Source organism: Rhodococcus sp. NKCM2511 (assembly GCF_014905595.1).
GTDB classification, from domain to species: Bacteria; Actinomycetota; Actinomycetes; order Mycobacteriales; family Mycobacteriaceae; genus Rhodococcoides; species Rhodococcoides fascians.
This window is the reverse complement of the sequence record NZ_BNHJ02000005.1, coordinates 196,763-216,917: the sequence shown is the minus strand read 5'-3', so window position 1 is coordinate 216,917 and position 20,155 is coordinate 196,763. Positions and strand designations below refer to the sequence as shown.

Sequence of the window (20,155 nt, the reverse complement as noted above, 5' to 3'; positions counted from 1 at the left end):
AGCTAAGCCCTCCAGCGCCGATGGTACTGCACTCGACAGGGTGTGGGAGAGTAGGACACCGCCGAACACAACATCCCGAAATGCCCCTGACCACCCGTGGTCAGGGGCATTTTGCATTCGAAACCAACACTCACACAACTCAATCGAAAGAACGCGTGCGCATTGTGTACCGCGCTGGATTCGTGTGGCACAGTCGTGTTCGATGAAACTTCCCGTCGACGGACAGCGCGTCCACAAGGTTCTGCTCGATTTCGATCTGACCATCGAATTCGACAGCGGTGCCACAGTCGCGTTCAGTGAAGTCGTTGTCGATGATCTCGTCGTCGACGAAGACAATCAATTCGAGGGACTCAGGGCGTTCGCCGTGTTACTCGGTCTGGTCTGCGATGATGCCGACTTCGACGAATCCGGAGTTCTCCGTCTGACTTTCGACGGACGGACGCGAGTTGTGGCTCATCCACGACCCGAGGTCGAGTCGTGGGAATTCTGTGCGGCCGACGGGTCGACCGTGCTGTGTGGTGCCGGGGCCACCGTCGAATCGTGGCCGGCACCGCCGCACCGGAGCGACGAAGTATCCATTCGGGAGGGTCTGCCCTCGATCGGTGCGACCGTCGTTCGGATATCTACCGGCGACGATGCTTCCGTAGAATTCTCCGACGGAACTCGCCTGAATTTCGATCTACCGCTCGACGCGGGTTACTTGGTGCTTCGGGAGAGCGTTACTGCTAGTTCCGACGCGGGCGGGGACTGGGTCGTCGAGTTGTCGTCGGGGCACGTCATCTTCTACCGACCACGCACCACATAGGGCTTGCCGAACTGAGTTGCGACCCCGTCCGAGTACAGCACCGAGTCGGGTGTTCGAGTACAGACCCCCGGTAGACCCGCAGCCTCAACCAACTGATCCGAGCAGTGGGTCAGTTCCGCGTCCACCAGGGCCCAATGTCGATGCACGTTCGGCACGTACAGCAGGCGTCCGCCCAGCGCGGTGTGCAGTCCCCACCGTGCGGTGAGGAAGACCGCCAGCGGGTCGTCGGACATGTCGCGTGTGCCCCGGACGATGCCGAAGTCCGTCGTCGCACCGCGTTTCGGCGGTGCCAGCCGCCGGCTTCGGTAGGAAATTGCTCGCTTGTCGTCGTCGATATCGATCGATGCCCACCGGTAGGGGATACGTGCGGCATTGGTGCCCACGACGACTGCGAGTCGGGTCGCCTCGAGGGAGCGAAAGACGACACCGTGTCGGCCTTCTGCGTCGATCGAGTACAGCCGTACATTGATCTCGCCGAAGGTCCCGAAGTACGGCACCGGGTGCCGATATCCGAGACCAGCGCCGACCATGTGGAACCCGATGAGACCGACCCACGACGAACCGTCGAACTCGTCCGGTACGCACCCGTCCGGTAACAGCGGCGCTACGACCGAACTCGGTACTCGCCAATGCAGGAAGACGAGTCGTTCCCACCGCTGGTCCATCAGAATCGGACGAGGCAACAGCGGTGGCCGGGGCCAGAGGCGTCGGGCATCGTCGCGGTTCATGTACTCAAGGGTAGGCGCGCCACGTCAGGAGGCGGTGAATCTGGCGTGCACGCTGGCGGAGATCGTGATGTTCTCGGGCTTCAGGGCGAACGCGGCGGGCCCGGATTGTGCGGCAAGCATGCGGTGGGACGGCTCGGTGACGCCGCGTTCGGCAGACCCCGTCAGCAGTCCGGGATCGGCAACGGCCACGGCCGTCACATTCACCCTTCCCAGGCTCGACGCATAGGCCTCTGCCTTGGACACAGCATCCTGCACTGCACGTTCGCGGACCTCATGGGTGTGGGCTTTCCTGCTCGGTTCGGTGAGGTCCCAGTCGAAGTGGTCGATCGAGACCCCGTCGAGTGCGGATGCCGCGTACACGAAGGCATCCACCAGGTCGAGTTGGCTGAACTTCACTTCGACGGACGCTTCGGCCTGATAGACGTACGGAAGTTGTTCGCCGTCCTGATTGAACGGGCGGTGACGGGAACGCCGAACCTGATCGATGGTCCATCGATCGATCGGCCCGTGTTCACTGTTGTAAAGGGGTTCGATGAGGCGAGTGAGCTCACGTACGAGTTGCCCCGCAGGCTCCGACGCGGACTCGGCGCTGCGGCCGTCGGTACGCACCGTCAGGGACAACGTGCAATGTTCGGGTGGGTAGGTCACCTCGCCGTGACCGACGACGGTGATGTCGAGTGCTTCCGGGCTCATGGCGTCCAGTCTGGCATCCGGGCACGGAGATTCATCGAATCTCAACACTGCTGGCCGACGCGTCAGGTGCGGAGGACAATCGGGTCATGCTCCCTGTTCTCGATCTCGAGTCGTCCGAAGACGACCCACAGACCTTCCGACAGGCTCTGCGAGAGGCCGCCCACGATTCGGGTTTCTTCTACCTCGTCGGACACGGCATCGGCACCGACCGGATGGCCGACGTGTTGCGTTCGGCGCGGGCATTCTTCGCGGTGCCCGACGCCGTCAAGGACGAGATCAGTCAACTGAAGAGCCCACACTTTCGCGGCTATTCGCGAGTGGGCGGCGAGCTGACCAACGGTCGGGTCGATTGGCGCGAGCAGATCGACATCGGTCCCGAGCGGCCGGCGATCGAGCATGCGCAGGGCTACTGGAATCTGCAAGGACCGAACCTGTGGCCGTCCGAACCCGAGGGCTTCCGCGAGACGTTCGAGCAGTGGGAGCGATCGGTGTCGCAGATCGGACTCGCGCTGCTCCGACATTGGGCGGCCTCTCTCGGCGCGGACGAGCACGTGTTCGACGACGCGTTCGGCACCGCGCCGGCAACGTTGATGAAAGTCGTGCGCTACCCGGGGACGCCGGATCACTCACAGGGTGTGGGTGCGCACAAGGATTCTGGGGTGTTGACGCTGCTCGTGGTCGAACCCGACTCGGCCGGGTTGCAGGTGGAGACGACCACGGATACCTGGGTCGATGTGCCGCCTCTGGAGGGCGCATTCATCGTCAACATCGGCGAGCTGTTGGAAGTGGCGACGGGCGGCTACCTCCGCGCGACGCGGCATCGGGTGATCGCCCCCGGGCCGGGTACCGACCGGGTATCGGTGCCGTACTTCCTCAGTCCCGCACTCGATGCCGTCGTACCGATCATCACGCTGCCACCGGAACTGGCACGGCACTCACGTGGCGTCGAGGACGATCCCGCCAACCCCATCTACGACACCTACGGGGCGAACGCCTGGAAATCCCGTACGCGCGCACATCCCGACGTGGCTCTGTTACACCACGGCATCGTTCCCGCCGGGCACAGCTCCGCTCAGTGACGCTGGCTGCGACCCTCATTCGAGGCGCGCCATTGTGCCCAGGCACCGGTGCACCACAGCGCCCACACGATCAGAAGGGGTTGGAACAGCAGTCGGATGCCGCGTGCGGCATCCGAGTCGAGACCGAACGCGTCGGTGTGCGTGACGAATTGAGAGATGTTTCCTGGGAAGACGGCGACGAAGAAGGCGGCCACCACCCATCCCACGAGTGCTGAGCGAGCAGTCCAGAACAGGAGAGCAAGACCGAGAACGATCTCGACGACGCCCGAAGCCAGGACGACGAAGTCGGTGTCGACGGGCATCCATGTCGGTACCTGGGCCGCGAAGGTGCTGCGTGCCCAGAACAGATGGCTCAGACCGGCGAAGACGAGAAATGCTCCCAGCACGATCCGGCCGATGGTCCGAGATATCGATTTCGTCATTGCGCCATGAGACACCACGGGCACACTGGTGACCATGACCGGGACCACCACGGCCGAGCATGCGTCGACCGATGCCACTCGGCGGCGCTGGGTACTGCACGTCGATCTCGACCAATTCATCGCAGCGGTCGAGGTGCTGAGGAACCCCGACCTCGTGGGCAAAGCCGTCGTGGTCGGCGGCAGGGGAGATCCGACCGAGCGTGGGGTGGTGTCGACGGCGTCCTACGAGGCGCGGGCGAAGGGCGTCGGATCCGGAATGCCGCTGCGGATCGCAGCGAAGAAGATTCCCGACGCCGTCTTTCTTCCCGTCGACAAGCCGGCATACGACGAGGCGTCGGCGACGGTGATGGACACGTTGCGTTCCCTCAGGGTGGTGGTGGAGGTGATCGGCTGGGACGAGGCCTTCCTGGGCGTCGAGACCGACGATCCGAGGACATTCGCCAGGACCGTGCACGACGCGGTGTTCGATGCGACCGGGCTGCATTGCTCGGTCGGGATCGGGGACAACAAGCTTCGAGCGAAGATCGCCACCGATTTCGACAAGCCTCAGGGTATCTACCAACTCACCCAGGACAATTGGTACGAGGTGATGGGAGAGCGCGGCACCGATGCGCTGTGGGGAATCGGCAAGAAGATCTCCACCCGGCTTGCTGCACTCGGTATCACCACCGTCCGTGAATTGGCCGATGCGGACGACGCAGACCTTGCCGCGGCGTTCGGGCCGAAGATCGGGCCGTGGCTCGGTACGAAAGGTAGGGGGATCGAGCTGTCCCCGGTGACATCCGAACCGTGGGTCGCGCGATCTCATAGTCGGGAAGTCACGTTCCAGACCAACGTCGCCGACTGGACCGTGATCAGGGACGAGGTCGCGAATTTGACGTCGAAGGTGCTCGCAGACATCGAAAGCGAGAACCGACCTGCGGTCCGCGCAGCATTGAAGATCCGGTATGCCCCGTTCGAGACGCATACCGTCAGCGCGCCGATCGCGGGCCCGCCAACCTTCGATGCAGCGACTCTCACGTCGGCCGCGGTGGCCCTGGTGGACCGGCTCGACCACAGTCGAGAGGTTCGCTTGATCGGTGTGCGACTGGAAATGGTTCCGCCGCAACCGAAACCAGCGTCCTAGGTCACTTTCGGCCGGCAGCCCACTCCATTCCCCAGCCGTACTTCTTGTCGAGATCGGCTTGGCTGCCCTGGATGTACTCCACCTCGCGCGTCACGGTGATCCCGGCGGACGTGTTCTGCAGCAACGCGATCGAGCAGATCCGTGCCGAGTTCTCGGCCGAGTCCAGGCGAACCTCCACCTGTGGACCGCTGGTGGGGTACAGGGTCACCACGCCGTCGACCGCAGCCCAGTTGGGCGCGCCGTCGTAAATCATCGCGAAGATCAGAATGCGCGTGAATTTGTCGGGGTCGGCGAGATTGATGTGCATGTTCTCTCCGCCGCTGACCGAGCCCGAGCGGTCGTCGCCGTCGAGCGCGATGAACGGCGGCTGCTGCAACGACCCGAAGCTGTTTCCCAGTGCCTGAACGACGCCCTTGGAACCGTCGCGCAGCTCGTAGAGGCAGCCGAGGTCGAGGTCGACCCCTCCGGTGCCGTACGACGCGGCGGCCAGCTTCGCCAGAAAGCCCTTCTTCTTCGGTTGCGCGGCAGGTGCCCCGCTCGACCAGTTGAGATTCACCCGCATCGACCCCTGCTTCTCACCGGACTTGGTCAAACTGATGGTGGGCGACGCCTTGGACAGCGTCACCTTGCTCAGGTTGACCGACGCGGCGGGCTGGGCTGGCTGGGAGGGCTTGCGGGTGTAGTCGATGGCCATCGTGGAGCCTTCCGAAACGGTCGAGTTCCGGATCGCGATGTCCGGTTTGGGCGGTCCGTCGAGAATAACCGCAACCGGAGTCGACGACGTGGGCCGGGCGTGCACTATGGAGTTCTCACGTTCGAAACCGAAAGGAACCGATGAACCCGGTCGTAGAGGTCGCGCAAGGGAAACTCAGTGGTCGCACAGTTGCGGGGGTGAGCGCCTTCAAGGGAATCCCGTACGCAGCACCGCCCTTCGGTGCACACCGCTTTCAGGCACCACAGCAACCCGAGTCGTGGGAGGGCGTCCGGCAGGCCACCGAATTCGGCCCGACGGCTCCCAAGCCCGGATTTCCCAGCCCGATCGACCAGATTCTGTCCGAGGTGGCGATCGACGGAGACGATTGCCTGAACTTGAATGTCTGGACGCCCGACGTCGAGGCTGCGGGCTTGCCGGTACTGGTATGGATTCACGGTGGTTCGTTCACCAACGGCAGCGGCGCGGTACCCACGTACGACGGCACCGCGTTCGCCCGCGACGGAATCGTGTGCGTCACCATCAACTACCGATTGGGCGTCGACGGATTCCTGGCGATCGACGGAGCGCCCGCCAACCGCGGTCTGCTGGATCAGGTTGCGGCGCTCGAATGGGTGGCCGCCAACATTACGGCGTTCGGCGGCGACCCCGCTCAGGTGACGATTGCGGGGGAGTCGGCGGGCGCGATGAGTGTGGGCACGCTGCTGTCGATGCCACGCGCGAAGGGGCTGTTCCGCCGCGCCATCCTGCAGAGCGGCGGCGGGCACCATGTGCTGACGGAGGAGACCGCGAAAAAGGTGACCGCGGCGTTGGCGTCGGACCTCGGTGTTGAACCCACCGTCGACGGTTTCGGTTCGGTGCCGGTGGCGGACTTGACGGCCGCACAGACCGAGCTGTCGAATCGTATTGCCAAGCAACCCGATCCGCGTCTGTGGGGCGAGCTGGTCCTCAACGTCATGGCGTACGAACCGCACATCGACGGGGACGTGGTGCCGGCCCGACCGATCGATGCGATCGCCGCCGGCTCCACCACAGACGTCGAGATCATGGTCGGATCCAACTCCGACGAACATGCGCTGTTCTTCGTACCCAGCGGGGTGTTCCGGCACATCGACGAGAATCTGCTGCGCATGGCCATGGCGGGCATGGGCGCCGACGCAGACCGAGTGCTAGAGCTCTACCGCGCCGACACACCCGACGCAACCGCAGGTGAGGTCATGATGGCCGCGATGACCGACTGGTTCTTCCGAATTCCTGTCATCCGTATTGCCGAGGCTCGTTCGGGTTCCGCGACGTATATGTACGAATTTGCCTGGCCGTCACCGTCGTACGAGGGCAAGCTGGGTGCCTGCCACGCAATCGAGATCCCGTTCGTCTTCGACAACCTCGCCGAGGGCACCGGAGGGTTGCTCCTCGGGCCGAACCCGCCGCAGAAACTCGCCGACCGGACTCACCGCGCCTGGGTGGACTTCGTCACGGCAGGCGACCCGGGCTGGGCCCCGTACGGGTCGGAGCGAACGGTCATGACGTTCGACGAGGAGTCGGCTTCGGTGCAGGATCCTCGTGCGGCGCAGAGAGAGCTGTGGGACAAGATCCGGTAGACGACAGCACCGGTGGTACAGGCCGTACCACCGGTGCCGTATCTGGATCAGGGGCGCGGAACGTTACGCAGGTTCGACTTCGCCATCCGAACTGCTTCTCCTACACCGCCGTTGAGAACCACCTTGCTCATCGCGAGCGCGAAGCCCTTGAGCTGCTCGCCGGTGAGGGTCGGCGGCACCGACAGTGCCAGCGGATCGGTGATCAGTTGCACCAGGGCAGGCCCGTCCGTGGCGAACGCGGTTTCGAGTGCGCCGCGAATATCACCCGGCTGGTCGACGCGCTGCGCGTGAATGCCCGCAGCCCTGGCGATTCCGGTGTAGTCGACCTGTGGCACGTCTACACCGAAGTCGGGGAGGCCGTCGACGAGCATCTCGGCCTTGACCATGCCCAGGGTCGAGTTGTCGAACATGACGATCTTCACCGGCAACTTGTACATCGCCACGGTGAGGAGTTCGGAGAGCATCATCGAGAATCCACCGTCACCCGAGATGGAGACGACCTGACGGCCCGGGTGCGCGAACTGCGCCCCGATGGCGTGCGGTAGCGCGTTGGCCATCGAGCCGTGCAGCATCGACGCGACGAAAGCTCTTCTGCCGGTGGGGTTGATGTATCGGGCGGTCCACACGTTGCACATACCGGTGTCGGTGGTGAACACGGCATCGTCGTCGGCCAGATCGTCGAGCACGGACGCGGCGAACTCGGGATGGATCGGCACGAGCTTCTCGGCATTGCGGGTGTACGCGCCGACTGTCTTGCCCATCAGGTCGTTGTGCTTGTCCAACCACTTCTCTGCGTAGCGGCGATCGGTCTTGCGAGTGACCAACGGAGCCAACGCGTTCAGAGTTGCACTCACGTCTCCGTGGATGGGGTACTTCACCGAGGTACGGCGGCCCAACTTGGTCGGATCGATGTCGATCTGCGCGGTCGCGACATCCTCGGGAAGAAACTGTTGGTACGGAAAGTCGGTGCCGAGCAGGATCAACAGATCCGCGTCGTGGATACCGGCGTGCGCAGCTCCGTAGCCGAGCAGGCCGGTCATGCCGACGTCGTACGGGTTGTCGTACTGGATGAACTCCTTGCCGCGCAACGAATGTCCGACGGGAGCGCCGATGGTGTCGGCGAATGCGACGACCTCGTCATGGGCACCCTTGACGCCGTAGCCGGCGAAGATCGCGACCTTCTCGGCATTGTTGATGGCGTCGGCCAGCTGTTGGATGTCGGCGGCGGGCGGAGTGACGACGGGAGTCGACGGAATGGCGATGGGATCCATTGCGCCGGCGGCGGACAGCTCGGCGATGTCACCGGGGAGCGTCACCACCGATACTCCGCCGCCGGTGATCGCTGCGTTGATCGCAGCGCGGAAGACGCGCGGTGCTTGCTCGGCGGTGGAGACGAACTCGTTGTACAGCGAGCATTCGACGAACAGGCGATCGGGGTGCGTCTCCTGGAAGTACCCCGACCCGATCTCGCTGCTGGGAATGTGGGATGCAATCGCGAGAACCGGTGCGCCGGAACGGTGTGCGTCGAACAGCCCGTTGATCAGGTGCAGGTTGCCCGGTCCGCAGGAGCCGGCGCACACGGCGAGGGTGCCGGTGGTCTGCGCGTCCGCCGATGCCGCGAACGCCGCGGCTTCCTCGTGGCGAACATGGATCCAGTCGATGCCGCCCTTGGCCGATCCGCCGGTACGACGCACCGCGTCGACCACCGGGTTGAGACTGTCGCCGACGATTCCGTAGATGCGCCGGACTCCGGCGTCGACGAGTCCGCGAACGAGTTGATCGGCCACTGTGGTGGACATAGTTTTTCTCCTCGGATGTAGTAGCGCGCCTCGGGGTCGATGTGCCCTGTGCGCATTCTCGACGCCTTCCCGGCGCCGAGGGTGTACGAAACATCCTGGGTAGGTACGCGTGAACCGTCAAGAGTGAAGGCCCTGGTCACAGCGGACGCGATCTTCGTCACGTGGGCTTTTTCCCGTCAGCACCCAACCGAATGTGGGGGTGGCCTTACGCCGACATCCGCAGTATCCGCACAGAAGCCACGGTTCCGAGCACCAGCACGCCGGTCGCGATGGCGAAGGCAGTCGAGTAGGAGTTCCCGATTGCCGGCGCGACGACCAATGGACCCACCACCTGCCCGACGCCGTAGACCGCCGTCAGCGTCGCCGCGGTACGGCCGACGGGAAGCGTCTGTGCGGTAGTCATCGTCAGCATCGTGATGCCCATGAACGTGCCACCGAACAGCAGCGCCGAAAATGCGGCGGCGACGGGGTTCGCCGTCAGGGCGGGAAGTACTGCGGCCACGGTCTGCAATGCGAACGCTGCTACCAGAGCTTTGCGCAGGCTGGTTCGGCGTGCAACCCCTTGCCACAGCACCGTCGCCGGCACCGCAGCCAATCCCACGACGATCCACACCGCTGGACCCACCGACGTGCTGCCGTGGCCACTGACCGCCGCAACGAGGAATGTGCCGACGACGATGTACCCGAGGCCCTCGAGGAAGTACGCGACGAGCAATGTCCGCCACACCGTGCGGGTTCCGGCGTTCACCTCGCCCGCCTCGGACCGCCCTGCAGGCTCGGGGTGTACCCGAAGCGTCCACGCCGGGGCGACGAGCACCGCGGTCAGTATCGCCGAGCACAACCACAGCGCCTCCCACGACAGATGTGGTCCGGCGAGCAACGTCAGAATGCCCGACGCTGCAATACCTGCACCGACGCCGCCGAACGCGATTCCTGGTGACGCACCGTCGGCTCTGTGCTTGGTGACGGTGCTCGCGCAGGCGATGAACACCGCGGCACTCGCCAGGCCGGCCAGGAACCGCAGCGCCGAAAACGTTGCGGTGGAATGCACTGCAGCCATCGCCAATTCGCTTGCGATGAGCACGAGCGTCCACAGCCTGAACGACGTCGTCGTATTGATCGACGGGCGCACCGACAACACGATCGCGCCGACGAGGTAGCCGGCATAGTTCGCGGTTGCGATGACGGCACCGCTGCTCGGGGTCACCTCCGCCGCGTCGACCATGATCGGTAGCAGCGGCGTGAACACGAACCGCCCGACGCCCATCGCGGCCGCGAGTCCGGCCGCGGCAGCGAACGATAATCGACGGCCGTTCATTGCGATCGCCCTCCTAAGTCGTTAGCCGCGCCAACGGTACGCGTTGGATCCCCGTCTCATCGAACCGAGCAGCAGGGAACCGATCGCACCACCGGTGCGTCCAATACCTGATACCGACTGTGGGGGATGCATGAGTGAGACGAAGTACACCGACGCAGAACGACCTATCTGGGTCCCGTACTGGCCGAACACGTTGGGCCGCCTGTGGCAGGCCGTCATCGCGATTGTCGCAGTGGTAGCCATTGCGATCTATCGCGGACGGCTCGAGGTGCAAGGAGGCGACAATGGGCACACGATCGGATCGATCGCTCTACTTGCCCTCATGGCCTGCGTTTGGATCGGCGTCAACGACAACGTGATTCGATGGGGAATCCCCGTCCGATTCGTTCGGCGCGTCGAGGACCACGCGCTCGGTAGCGGCGTCTCCATTCCGCCTCGGACCGCCAAGCTCTGGTTGATCACGGTCGCGTCCATCTCGGTGTCAGGAATGGGGGTCGCCCTGTCGAAGAGTGACGTGTTCGGCGCGGCCGGTATGCCGATTGCTGGAATTGCCATCGTTGTACTGGTGGCGACGCTCGGCTTCCGCAGCAGCGTCGAACTGCGTTTGTTCGCGGACGGATTTGTCAGACGCAGACGGTCGTGCATGTTCTTCTTTCCGCGCACCCACGACATCCTCGTGCGCTGGGACGATGTGGAGCAGTACGAGGCCTCGACGTACCGAACGTCAGAGAAGCGGGGGAGTGGGTTCACCGAGCCTGTACTGTACGTCCGAGCGACTGGGCTCGATATCGAGCGTCCCCGCGACCGGCTGGATCAACCGGACCGGATGGCGATTCGCATCCATTTGCTCGCAGCCGAGCCGAATGCCGTTCTGGCATTGATGAAGTGGTGCACCGACGGCCCGGTCAACCGGATTCGCATGACCGGCTACGACTCACCCGACCTGCTGGTGCCACCACCGCTTCGTGAGCGACTGGAACTGTCGCGGTCCTAGCTTCGGCACGGAACCGATAACGGGCTCGCTGCGTCAAACCCGATGACGCCGATTCACCGGGCGTCGATACGGTGCGACTCGGGGGAGCGTCATGACAGTGAATGTGGATCCAGTGATCCTGCGGCAGTTCTCGAATGTGCTGTCGGGAACGGGGGAGGTGATCGCCGAGTTGGACACCCTCGCCCCGTTCCGAGCATCCGAGAATGCGCTGCAGGGTACCGACTTTCGCGCAGCGTGTGCGGCAGCGTCCGCAGCGGCTGCGGGAGCTGTTGCCGCTCTGGCAGGCCGAGCCGAATGCGTTGCGGACATCGCCCGTGGTGTCGCGCAGAACTACGAGATCACCGACGACGACCTTGCCCGCCGCCTCGCTGCGATGGACCAGCCGAAATGACCCCGACCGTGCCGCACGTCGCCGGCTGGGAGCCGCAGTCGATGCGCAAGACGATGATCGAACTGGCCGAGATAGTCGAACGCGTCAACGGCCAACGAACCGGGGTCTTGGAAGAGCAGGACACACTGGCCGAGACGTGGACCGGCGAGGCGGCACGCGCCGCAGCCGATCGCGTGGTGGCCGAATGCTCCCGGATGAGCTCCGTCTGCAGTGAAATCGACTCGCTCGGAGCCGCATTCGAAGGTGCGGCCGACATCGTCGAGGCCGCCCAAGCGCACGTGCGGGCTCAGGTGTCCGCGGCTACGACGAGCGGGTTCGCGGTACGGGCCGACGGTGTGGTGAATCCCGAAGGGATGATCGCGCTGATCCCAGACAGCCTGGGTGAAGAGAAGACACGTCGAGCCGACGAACTCCGTTCTGCAGCATATCAATTGACCCAGGACATCCAGAGTGCTCTGCGCCAGGCCGAGAGTGTCGCTCTCGACGCTGCGCAGCAGCTGGCCGAGCCCACCGAGCGGTTGACCGCGCTCGCCCTCGACAATCCCACCGGAAAGTTCGTCGAGAACCCGGACGGGTCGTTCTCCTGGATGCCGGACTGGCCGTCGACCATTGCGGCGTCGGTCGTCGGAGGCATGGCCGCCGTGACGAGGCGGGCGCTGGAGGTACCCGGTGTCGAATCCGTCGACGACGTTGCCAAGAACATCGGACGCGGGCTCGGGGTCTTCGGAGTCGTTGCCGGTGCGATTCCCGGAATTGCGGGAAAAATCGACGAGGGAGTGAACCCGGCCGAGGCCGTGTTCGTCGAGGCGACGCCGATAGTCGCGGGAGCAATTACGACCTGGGCGTTCGGAGCCGTGGGTGGCATGGCGGGTTCCATTATTCCGGGGCCCGGCACGGTGGCCGGCGCCGCTGCCGGGATCGCTCTGGGCCAAGTCGTCAGCTACGGCGTGGAGAAGTTGTTCGAGGCGGCAGGAAAATGAGCGAGATCAGAGACGATCGCACGCCCCAGACCGAGGACGTGCTGCGTAAGAGCCTGGTAGCACAGAAGTATCCATTGTGGGTGCGGACGTGGCGCAGTGTTCACCTGGGTTGGCTGGTAGCTCTCGGGGTTTCGTCTGCAGTCCTTGCCGCGACGATTGTGGCTCCGGTTCTCCTGTTCGGGACGCTCTCTGGGGAGACCGTTCTCCTCGTGTCGCCCCTGGTGCTCGCGGTGCTGATACCGCTCACAGCGGCCGTGGCGTTGTCCGGCATCGGGTCTGCGCGGCTGTCGCTGTTCGTGCGACCGGTGACTGTCGCCGGAGTCGGCCGAGGCGTGGCAGTGCCGGGGCGGGGGACCGTGTTGTATCGCAGCGGAATACTCGCATTCGCGTTGGTGTCCGGCCTGTCCTACATCCACTGGGGAGGAGACGCACGGGTAAGTACAACGCGTCACGACCTGGGCGTCGTAGTCATGTCGCACTTCGGCGCTCCGATATGTCTGCTGTTTTTCGCACTGAGTGTGCTCGTCGTCAATCGGACCCGCATTTCGCTGCATCCCGATGGCCTCGTGGAGGAGATCTACCGGCGCCGCGGATGGAAGGCCACGACTGCAATCACGGTTGTCCCGTGGGACGGGATCGTCGAGCTGCAGCCGCGGACGCATCCGAATCCTGCGGTATCGCATTCACATTGGTACCCCACCATCCGAGTCGTGTATCGCGACCCTGCCGGTGGAACGGATCAGGTGCTGGTCCTGATGGCGTGCGAGAAGAAGGTCGAGCCCAACGCGCTGCTGTCCGTACTGCAGTGGTGTCGGGACAATCCCTGGGGCCGTGCGCAGCTTGCCCATGACGACGCGCGAGAGCTACTGCGCCCGCCTCGATTCCTCGATCGCATCGAAGCAGACCGAGCGGCGTCGATGTCGGGTCGACGGGACGTCCAGTGACAACTCGGGAACAATCGATGCAGGGCGTTCTGCAACAGCGTGGTGGCGAGCTCGCGCCCGTACATCTCGACGAATGCGCAAGGTTCGGTCTGGAGCTCCCTGCGCTGCCGGGGTGGGATCTCGTTCCTGCGCAGCTGTTTCCGCACGCCACCGCGGTGCTGTGTTCTCCGGCAGATGCGGTCGACGGGTTCGTTCCCAACGCGGCAGTCTTGACCGGAAAATTGACGCGGTCACTCGATCCGCAGACCCTGCTGGCTTGTGGGTTCGGCGACTCCCGGGCACTTCCGGAATGGATCGACGTCAGCTACGACCGTGACCCGTTCTGCGGTCTACCGTCCGTTTCGATTGCGGGTCGATACGACTGGGACGGTCGGACGCTGTTCGCTCGGACTAGGTATGTCGTGGTCCACCACATCGTCGATCAGTACCTCGTCCAATTGACGGTTACCCTGCCCGACCAGATGAGGTCTCGCTTGCTTTGGGCGACAGATGTATTCGTGGACGAGGTTCGTATCGGGCATCGATAGCTCACGCAGGGATCTGTTGTACCACCGCAGCGACGGCCTCTGCCTGGTCTGCGATACGCGGGCCCCATCGACTCGACAGGTCCTCGTCCATCGGGAAGATCCGGCCGTCGCGGACGGCGGTCATCGACCCCCAACCCGGTCGAGACGAGACGGAAGCGGCTGTGACGCCACAGCATTGGGCGTCGGCAAGAAACACCACATCCGGGTTCGACGTAATCACGGCCTCGGCGGCGAGCTGCGGGTAGTCGCCGGCGTCGGAACCATCGGCGATGCTGGTGAGTCCGAACAGACCGTAGATCTGCCCGACGAAGCTCGCACTCGTCACCGTGTACAACGTGTCGTCGAGTTCGTGGAAGTACGTCAGCGGCGCCTCGCGGGTCGGGACGCTCGCGACGGCTGCATCGATCCGGTCACGAGTCCGGGAGACGACGGCATCGCCGTCGGCGTCGTGGCCGGTGGCGTCCGCGACGTGCTCGATCTGCGAGTAAGCGTCGTCGATGCTCGTCGCGGCAGGCAGCACCAGCGTCGGAACGCCTGCCTCGGCCAGTGTCGACGTCACGAGGCCCAGGTCGGTGGAGGCGATCACCAGATCGGGGTCGTACGCCACGATCGCTTCGAGGCTCGGGGTGAACGCCGACAACCCTGTCTTCGGAGCATCGGCGGGGAAGTCCGATTGATCGTCCACGGCCACCACCTGGTCGCCCGCCCCGACGGCGTACAGCGTCTCCGTCGCGGTCGGGCTCAGCGACACGATCTTCTGCGGAGCAGCGTCGATGGTGACCGAGCCGCCGTCCGAGCCGGACGTGATCGTCCTCGGAAACTCGCCACTCGCCGCGGGTGCCGGATCGGCGGCGGGTGGCGCGTCCGTTTCCGTGGTGCTGCATCCCGCCGCTACGAGCGCGACGACCGCGAACCCGGCTGAGATCATTCGTGCCGATCGACGCTGCACTGCCACTCCTGTGTTGTCCGGTGTCTCTTCGAACGCCAACACTATCGGGGAGCGGTCAACGCCCCAGGCTCCGTGCCAAGTACCTACCGGTGTGAGTGGCCGAGGCCACCAACTCGTCGACCGTCCCGGTGAACGTGATCAACCCGCCGTTGTGGCCGCCGTCCGGGCCGAGGTCGATGATGTGATCCGCCGCCGCGACGACGTCGAGGTTGTGTTCGATGACGATCACCGACCTGCCCTCGTCGACCATCCCGGACAGCAACGCGATCAAGTTCGACACATCCGACGGGTGCAGTCCCGTCGTCGGTTCGTCGAGCACCAGGACCGAAGACGACCCGATCAGCTCGGTGGCGAGTTTGAGCCGCTGGCGTTCGCCGCCGGACAGTGACGACAGGTTCTGTCCGAGCGAGAGGTAGCCGAGTCCGACGTCCCGGCAGCGGCGAAGAATGTCTCGAATCTTCTTGACCTCGAAGAAGTCCTGCGCATCCTCGACGGGCATCTCGAAGATGTCGGCGATGCTGACGCCGTCGACGGTGTGCCGGATGGCCCCGGAGCGAAAGCGCCTGCCCTGGCAGGTCTCACAGGTACTCGTCACGGGATCGGTGAACCCGAGTTCGGTGAAGATGACGCCGCTGCCTTGGCAATCGGGGCACGCGCCGTCCGAGTTGGGGGAGAACAGCGACGGCGGCTGGCCCGTCTTCTTGGCAAAGTACGCGCGGATCGGATCGAGCAGACCGGTGTAGGTCGCAGGGGACGAACGGCGTGAGCCCCGGATCGGTGCCTGGTCGATGACAACGGCGTCGGGCGCGGCCTCGCGCAGGTGTCCGTGGATGAGGCTCGACTTTCCGGAACCGGCGACACCGGTGACGGCGGTCAGTACCCCGAGCGGGATGTCGACGCTGATATCGCGCAGGTTGTGGGTGGTGGCACCGGAGATGCTCAGCCAGCCCGAAGGCGTACGGGGAGTCCGTATCTCGGCGTCATCACGCCGGAGTGCGGAGCCGGTCCTGGTGTCGGCTCGGCGGAGTTCGTCGAACGTTCCCTCGAACACCACTGTGCCACCTGACTTTCCGGCACCCGGTCCGATCTCGACGATACGGTCGGCGATGGCCATCACCTCGGGGTCGTGTTCGACGACGAGGACGGTGTTGCCCTTGTCGCGCAGCGCGAGCAGCATGTCGTTCAGACGGTGGACGTCGCGAGAATGCAAACCGGTCGTCGGTTCGTCGAAGACGTAGAGCATGTCGTTCAGCGTGGCTCCGAGGTGACGAACCATCTTGATGCGCTGGGATTCACCACCCGAGAGCGAGGACGTCGCACGGTCCAGGCTCAGGTAGCCCAGGCCGAGATCGACGAGCCTGGTCAACTGCGTGACGATTTCGGTGGTGACGGAGTGCAGGCCCTTGATGTCCCATTGTTCGATACGGTCGGCTAGTTCGGAAACCTGCATGGCGAACGCGTCGGGCAGGGAAAGTCCTTCGAGAGTGGCACCGCGGATGGTGTCGTTGTAGCGGGAACCGCCGCAGGCCTCGCAGACGCCGCGCGTGACGATGCGCTCGAACGCGGCTTTCGCCTTGCCCTTGAGCGCATCTGCGTCCTTGGCGAGGTAGCTTCGGCGGAACCTCGACACGATGCCCTCGTAGCTCTTCATGACGGCGTCGGGATTGGTCACCTCGACCTCGCCGGGCTTGGCGTCGAAGAAGAGGTGACGCTCGCGCGCCGAGTACTGCTCGATCGGGACGTCGAGATCGAACAGGCCCGAGTCGGCGAACACCCGGTACGGCCATTTGCCGACCTCGAAGTCGGGATGCTTGAACGGGCCCTCGCGCAACGACTTCGACTCGTCCACCAGTTCGCCGAGGTCGACGACCTTCGCCTCGCCGAGCCCCTCGCATTCGAGACACATCCCGGCGGGGTCGTTGAACGAGAAGGCGTTGGCGTAGCCGATGCTCGGCGTGACGGCGCGGGACCACAGCATGCGCAGCCAGTCTCCGATGTCGGTGATGGTGCCGACCGTCGACCTCGGGCCACCGAACAGTCGCTTCTGATCGACGATGACGACGGCCGACAGGTTCGCGATCAGATCTGCATCCGGTCGGCCGTAGGACGGTAGGAACGTCTGCGCGAACGCGGTGAACGTGGAGTTGATCTGCCGCTGTGCTTCGGCGGCGATGGTGTCGAACACCAGTGACGATTTGCCCGACCCGGAGACGCCGGCGAACACGACCAGCGAGCGTTTCGGCAGATCGAGGTCGACGTCGCGCAGGTTGTTCTCTCGGGCTCCACGCACGACGATCGTGGACAGTGCATCGGTAGGTGGCTGGTTTTGTACTACTAGCTGGGGCTCGGTCATCGCGTTGTCGATTGCCTTTCGCCGCGCCCCGAAGGGCGTACACCCACGTTGGTTCGCGCAGTGCCGCCGCAGCCTACCGTACGGTGTACGGAAACGCCACAGGTAACGGATCGACGCAAGGAGCGATCCATCAAAGACGGCTGCTGTGGTGGGGGTTTGTCGTAACGAAAGGTCTCGATGTCGACGAGAAGGCATGTGTTCGCAGCCTGCATTGTCGTGTTGCCGATGCTGGCGGGGTGCAGCACGCCGAGCGCAGACGTCGGCACGGAGGTCGAGGCGGTGCCAGGGGGAGGCCTCACGCGCTCTACCGTTGTGCCGAGGATCGTCATCCCCGATACCCCGACGGTCGAGAGGCCCGCACCCGCAGCCCCCGCCTACATGCCTCCGGTTGTGTGTATGAATCTGCAGTCTGCGCAGAAAGCGATCCAGGCGGCCGGTGTCTTCTACTCCCGCAGCGCGGACGCGTCGGGGGAGGGCCGTATGCAGGTCAACGACTCGAACTGGACTGTCGTCGAACAGGATCCGGCTCCCGGCGTCCTCATCGGCGCGGGCGAAGCCGTGCTGTCGGTGGTCAAGATCGGAGAACCGAACAACTGTTGACGGGTTTTCAGCTCGGCAGGCGGTGTCGAGCTTCGGACTCGGCCTCGCTGCCGGGGGTGCTGTAGGCGAGGTGCCCGCCGATCAGTCCGCCAAGCCCTGCGGCTGCGAGGCCGGCCGCCGCCAGAGCTTTGGCGACTCCGTCGGTCTGCTTCCGGCGACGGAGGTAGGAGCCCAGAAAGAGGAACACGCCGGTCGCGTTCGAGGCCGCGTGGATGATGCCGACCCGCCGCTGGACTGTGTTCATCGTCGACCAGTCGGCCCATCCGGTCGCTATCGCCGGAGGCGCGGACGCGAGACCGAGCGCGACGACAATCTTGGCCGCCCTGGACTGGTTCTTGACTAGATCGAGCGCGACGGCGCTGGTCCAGCTGCCGATGGTCACCGTCACCAGCGCGGGGTGGATGGGGTGCCCGATCCACCGCCCGTGCAGCGCTGATCCGACGGCACTGTCCGCTACCGCAGGTGCAAGTACGCCATGGATCGCGTCGCTGGGTCCGTCGAGAAACGAGGCAGTCTCGAGGCTGTCGAGTGCTTGTTTGATTGTCATGGAACACCGAATGCCCCGTGATCGGCGAGCGAACCATCGACGCCGAAGTCGAGGCGAGAAGCTTGGACGTCCTATAACGTCGTTGTCATGACGAACGGCACCCGAGTCAGCACCGTCGACGGCGTTCTGCGCAGGTCGGCGGCGAAATTTCCCGACCGTCCGGCCGTGACATTCGAAGGCCGCAGCCATAGCTACCGCGAGCTCGACACTGCCGTGACGCGGGTCGCCCGTCGGCTGGTTGCTATGGGCTTGGACAAGGGTGACCGGGTGGCGGCGTACGGCGTCAACTCCGACGCGTACGTGGTGGCATTTCTTGCCTGTGCGCGAGCAGGATTGGTGCACGTGCCCATCAACTACGCACTCGTGGGCGACGAGCTGCTGTATCTGCTCGATCAGTCGGGCGCACGGGCTGTGCTCGTCGACCCGGAGTTGTCGAACACGCTCGATTCCGTTCGGAGTGGCACCGCCGTCGAGTTCGTGGTGTCGCTTCCGGATCTGCTCGACCCTGCCGGGGATGATTCGGTCCTCGAGCCGGCCGCGGACTCCACGGACCTGGCGCAGTTGCTCTACACCTCCGGCACGACGTCGAAACCGAAGGGCGCGATGATGTCTCACGGCGCGCTCGTTGCCGAGTACGTCTCGTGTGTGATCGCTCTGGGGTTCGCTGAAGACGACGACCCGCTGCTGGTGATGCCGATGTACCACTCGGCCGGGATGCACGTGTTCATGCTGCCGTATCTGTCGGTCGGGGCGACCGTGCGACTGATGCGCAAGCCCGACGTGGCGGAAATTCTGCGGCGGATCGAGGACGAGAAGATCAAGTCGTTGTTCCTGGCACCGACGGTGTGGGTTCCGCTCGCCAACCATCCCGACCTCGATTCTCGTGATCTGTCGTCGTTGAAGAAGGCGCAGTACGGGTCGTCGATCATGCCCGTCACCGTGTTGACCCGGCTGCGTGAGCGATACCCGGACATCGAGTTCTACAACTGCTTCGGACAATCCGAAATCGGTCCGCTGGCAACGGTTCTTCAGCCGTCCGAGCACGAGGCCAGACCGGCGTCGTGTGGTCGTGCGGTGTTCTTCGTCGAGACACGCGTCGTCGACGCGGACGGTAACGATGTGCCGGACGGTGAGCCCGGTGAGATTCTCTACCGCTCGCCTCAATTGTGCGACGGTTACTGGGACAAGCCGGAGGCGACGGCGGATGCGTTCTCGGGTGGGTGGTTCCATTCGGGTGATCTGGTGACTCGGGACGCCGAGGGGTTCATCACGGTCGTCGACCGGATCAAGGACGTCATCAACACGGGCGGAATTCTGGTTGCTTCTCGTGAGGTCGAGGACGCGATCTACACGCACCCCGCCGTTGCCGAGGTGGCGGTTATCGGGACTCCGGACGACAAGTGGATCGAGGCGGTGACTGCTGTCGTCGTGCTCAAGGACGGAAGTGAGGTATCGGCGCAGGAGTTGATCGACCACGTGAAGGGCAGGATCGCGCCGTTCAAGGTGCCGAAGACCGTCACTTTCCTGGACGAGTTGCCCCGCAACCAGAGCGGAAAGTTGCTCAAGCGCGCGTTGCGCGCCTGAGTT

General features: G+C 64.5%; 20 protein-coding genes. 11 read left to right on the top strand and 9 right to left on the bottom strand.

From position 1 onward, the window contains the following. Positions 1–202: 202 nt before the first annotated feature. Complete coding sequence (locus JLZ96_RS24455; RefSeq protein ID WP_201011518.1) at positions 203–805, top strand: DUF6188 family protein; 603 nt, start codon at positions 203–205, stop codon at positions 803–805. On the opposite strand, the gene JLZ96_RS24450 is transcribed toward JLZ96_RS24455, so the two are convergent. Together JLZ96_RS24450 and JLZ96_RS24445 are read right to left on the bottom strand one after the other, a co-directional pair. After that, positions 784–1,533, bottom strand: a complete 750-nt coding sequence (locus tag JLZ96_RS24450) for a YqjF family protein (protein ID WP_236254236.1) — start codon at positions 1,531–1,533, stop codon at positions 784–786. The two genes, JLZ96_RS24455 and JLZ96_RS24450, sit on opposite strands and share 22 nt — an antisense overlap. Positions 1,534–1,557: 24 nt before the next feature. After that, positions 1,558–2,226 (bottom strand): SIMPL domain-containing protein, encoded by a 669-nt coding sequence (locus tag JLZ96_RS24445; protein ID WP_201011517.1) that lies wholly within the window; start codon positions 2,224–2,226, stop codon positions 1,558–1,560. Positions 2,227–2,312: 86 nt separating this feature from the next. Here JLZ96_RS24445 and JLZ96_RS24440 point away from each other — a divergent pair, with 86 nt between their 5' ends. Next, the gene (locus tag JLZ96_RS24440; protein ID WP_201011516.1) at positions 2,313–3,305 is read left to right on the top strand and encodes an isopenicillin N synthase family oxygenase; all 993 of its coding nucleotides are present in this window, start codon (positions 2,313–2,315) and stop codon (positions 3,303–3,305) included. Here the strand turns inward: JLZ96_RS24440 and JLZ96_RS24435 are convergent. After that, positions 3,299–3,727 carry a DoxX family membrane protein gene (locus JLZ96_RS24435; protein ID WP_228139261.1) on the bottom strand — a complete coding sequence of 143 codons (429 nt, stop codon included), beginning with the start codon at positions 3,725–3,727 and terminating at the stop codon, positions 3,299–3,301. The two genes, JLZ96_RS24440 and JLZ96_RS24435, sit on opposite strands and share 7 nt — an antisense overlap. Before the next feature lie 34 nt (positions 3,728–3,761). Here JLZ96_RS24435 and JLZ96_RS24430 point away from each other — a divergent pair, with 34 nt between their 5' ends. Next, entirely contained in the window at positions 3,762–4,853 is a 1,092-nt protein-coding gene (locus JLZ96_RS24430; protein WP_201011515.1) for a DNA polymerase IV, read from the top strand. 1 nt (position 4,854) lies between these two features. On the opposite strand, the gene JLZ96_RS24425 is transcribed toward JLZ96_RS24430, so the two are convergent. After that, positions 4,855–5,547: a tellurium resistance protein gene (locus JLZ96_RS24425; protein ID WP_201011514.1), complete on the bottom strand. Its 693-nt coding sequence runs from the start codon at positions 5,545–5,547 to the stop codon at positions 4,855–4,857. A gap of 140 nt (positions 5,548–5,687) precedes the next feature. Here JLZ96_RS24425 and JLZ96_RS24420 point away from each other — a divergent pair, with 140 nt between their 5' ends. Continuing rightward, complete coding sequence (locus JLZ96_RS24420; RefSeq protein WP_201011513.1) at positions 5,688–7,166, top strand: carboxylesterase/lipase family protein; 1,479 nt, start codon at positions 5,688–5,690, stop codon at positions 7,164–7,166. Between the two features lie 47 nt (positions 7,167–7,213). Here JLZ96_RS24420 and JLZ96_RS24415 read toward each other — a convergent pair whose 3' ends face one another. Both JLZ96_RS24415 and JLZ96_RS24410 read right to left on the bottom strand, forming a co-directional pair. Then, a complete protein-coding gene (locus tag JLZ96_RS24415) occupies positions 7,214–8,965 on the bottom strand; it encodes a pyruvate dehydrogenase (RefSeq protein WP_201011512.1) in 1,752 nt (583 codons plus the stop codon). A 205-nt stretch (positions 8,966–9,170) separates the two neighbouring features. Next, a complete protein-coding gene (locus JLZ96_RS24410) occupies positions 9,171–10,283 on the bottom strand; it encodes a YbfB/YjiJ family MFS transporter (RefSeq protein ID WP_201011511.1) in 1,113 nt (370 codons plus the stop codon). Positions 10,284–10,413: 130 nt separating this feature from the next. Here JLZ96_RS24410 and JLZ96_RS24405 point away from each other — a divergent pair, with 130 nt between their 5' ends. The 5 genes from JLZ96_RS24405 (at position 10,414) to JLZ96_RS24385 (ending at position 14,119) form a co-directional block, all read left to right on the top strand. After that, on the top strand, positions 10,414–11,277 hold the full coding sequence (locus JLZ96_RS24405; RefSeq protein ID WP_201011510.1) for a hypothetical protein: 864 nt from the start codon (positions 10,414–10,416) through the stop codon (positions 11,275–11,277). Between the two features lie 91 nt (positions 11,278–11,368). Next, complete coding sequence (locus JLZ96_RS24400) at positions 11,369–11,668, top strand: type VII secretion target (protein ID WP_032388477.1); 300 nt, start codon at positions 11,369–11,371, stop codon at positions 11,666–11,668. Further along, positions 11,665–12,648 carry a hypothetical protein gene (locus JLZ96_RS24395; RefSeq protein ID WP_201011509.1) on the top strand — a complete coding sequence of 328 codons (984 nt, stop codon included), beginning with the start codon at positions 11,665–11,667 and terminating at the stop codon, positions 12,646–12,648. The genes JLZ96_RS24400 and JLZ96_RS24395 overlap by 4 nt, the downstream gene beginning before the upstream one ends. After that, entirely contained in the window at positions 12,645–13,592 is a 948-nt protein-coding gene (locus JLZ96_RS24390) for a hypothetical protein (RefSeq protein ID WP_201011508.1), read from the top strand. The genes JLZ96_RS24395 and JLZ96_RS24390 overlap by 4 nt, the downstream gene beginning before the upstream one ends. Before the next feature lie 17 nt (positions 13,593–13,609). Beyond that, positions 13,610–14,119 carry an LpqN/LpqT family lipoprotein gene (locus JLZ96_RS24385; RefSeq protein WP_201011507.1) on the top strand — a complete coding sequence of 170 codons (510 nt, stop codon included), beginning with the start codon at positions 13,610–13,612 and terminating at the stop codon, positions 14,117–14,119. A gap of 1 nt (position 14,120) precedes the next feature. Here the strand turns inward: JLZ96_RS24385 and JLZ96_RS24380 are convergent, their stop codons facing one another. Both JLZ96_RS24380 and JLZ96_RS24375 read right to left on the bottom strand, forming a co-directional pair. Next, on the bottom strand, positions 14,121–15,047 hold the full coding sequence (locus JLZ96_RS24380; protein WP_201011528.1) for an ABC transporter substrate-binding protein: 927 nt from the start codon (positions 15,045–15,047) through the stop codon (positions 14,121–14,123). Positions 15,048–15,123: 76 nt separating this feature from the next. After that, the gene (locus tag JLZ96_RS24375) at positions 15,124–17,421 is read right to left on the bottom strand and encodes an excinuclease ABC subunit UvrA (RefSeq protein WP_201011506.1); all 2,298 of its coding nucleotides are present in this window, start codon (positions 17,419–17,421) and stop codon (positions 15,124–15,126) included. 396 nt (positions 17,422–17,817) lie between these two features. Here JLZ96_RS24375 and JLZ96_RS24370 point away from each other — a divergent pair, with 396 nt between their 5' ends. Then, positions 17,818–18,021, top strand: coding sequence for a hypothetical protein (locus JLZ96_RS24370; protein WP_057474902.1), 204 nt, complete (start codon positions 17,818–17,820; stop codon positions 18,019–18,021). A 7-nt stretch (positions 18,022–18,028) separates the two neighbouring features. Here JLZ96_RS24370 and JLZ96_RS24365 read toward each other — a convergent pair whose 3' ends face one another. Then, positions 18,029–18,568, bottom strand: coding sequence for a DUF2231 domain-containing protein (locus JLZ96_RS24365; RefSeq protein WP_032388485.1), 540 nt, complete (start codon positions 18,566–18,568; stop codon positions 18,029–18,031). Between the two features lie 87 nt (positions 18,569–18,655). Here JLZ96_RS24365 and JLZ96_RS24360 point away from each other — a divergent pair, with 87 nt between their 5' ends. After that, positions 18,656–20,152 (top strand): acyl-CoA synthetase, encoded by a 1,497-nt coding sequence (locus JLZ96_RS24360; RefSeq protein WP_201011505.1) that lies wholly within the window; start codon positions 18,656–18,658, stop codon positions 20,150–20,152. The last annotated feature ends 3 nt before the right edge of the window (positions 20,153–20,155 follow it).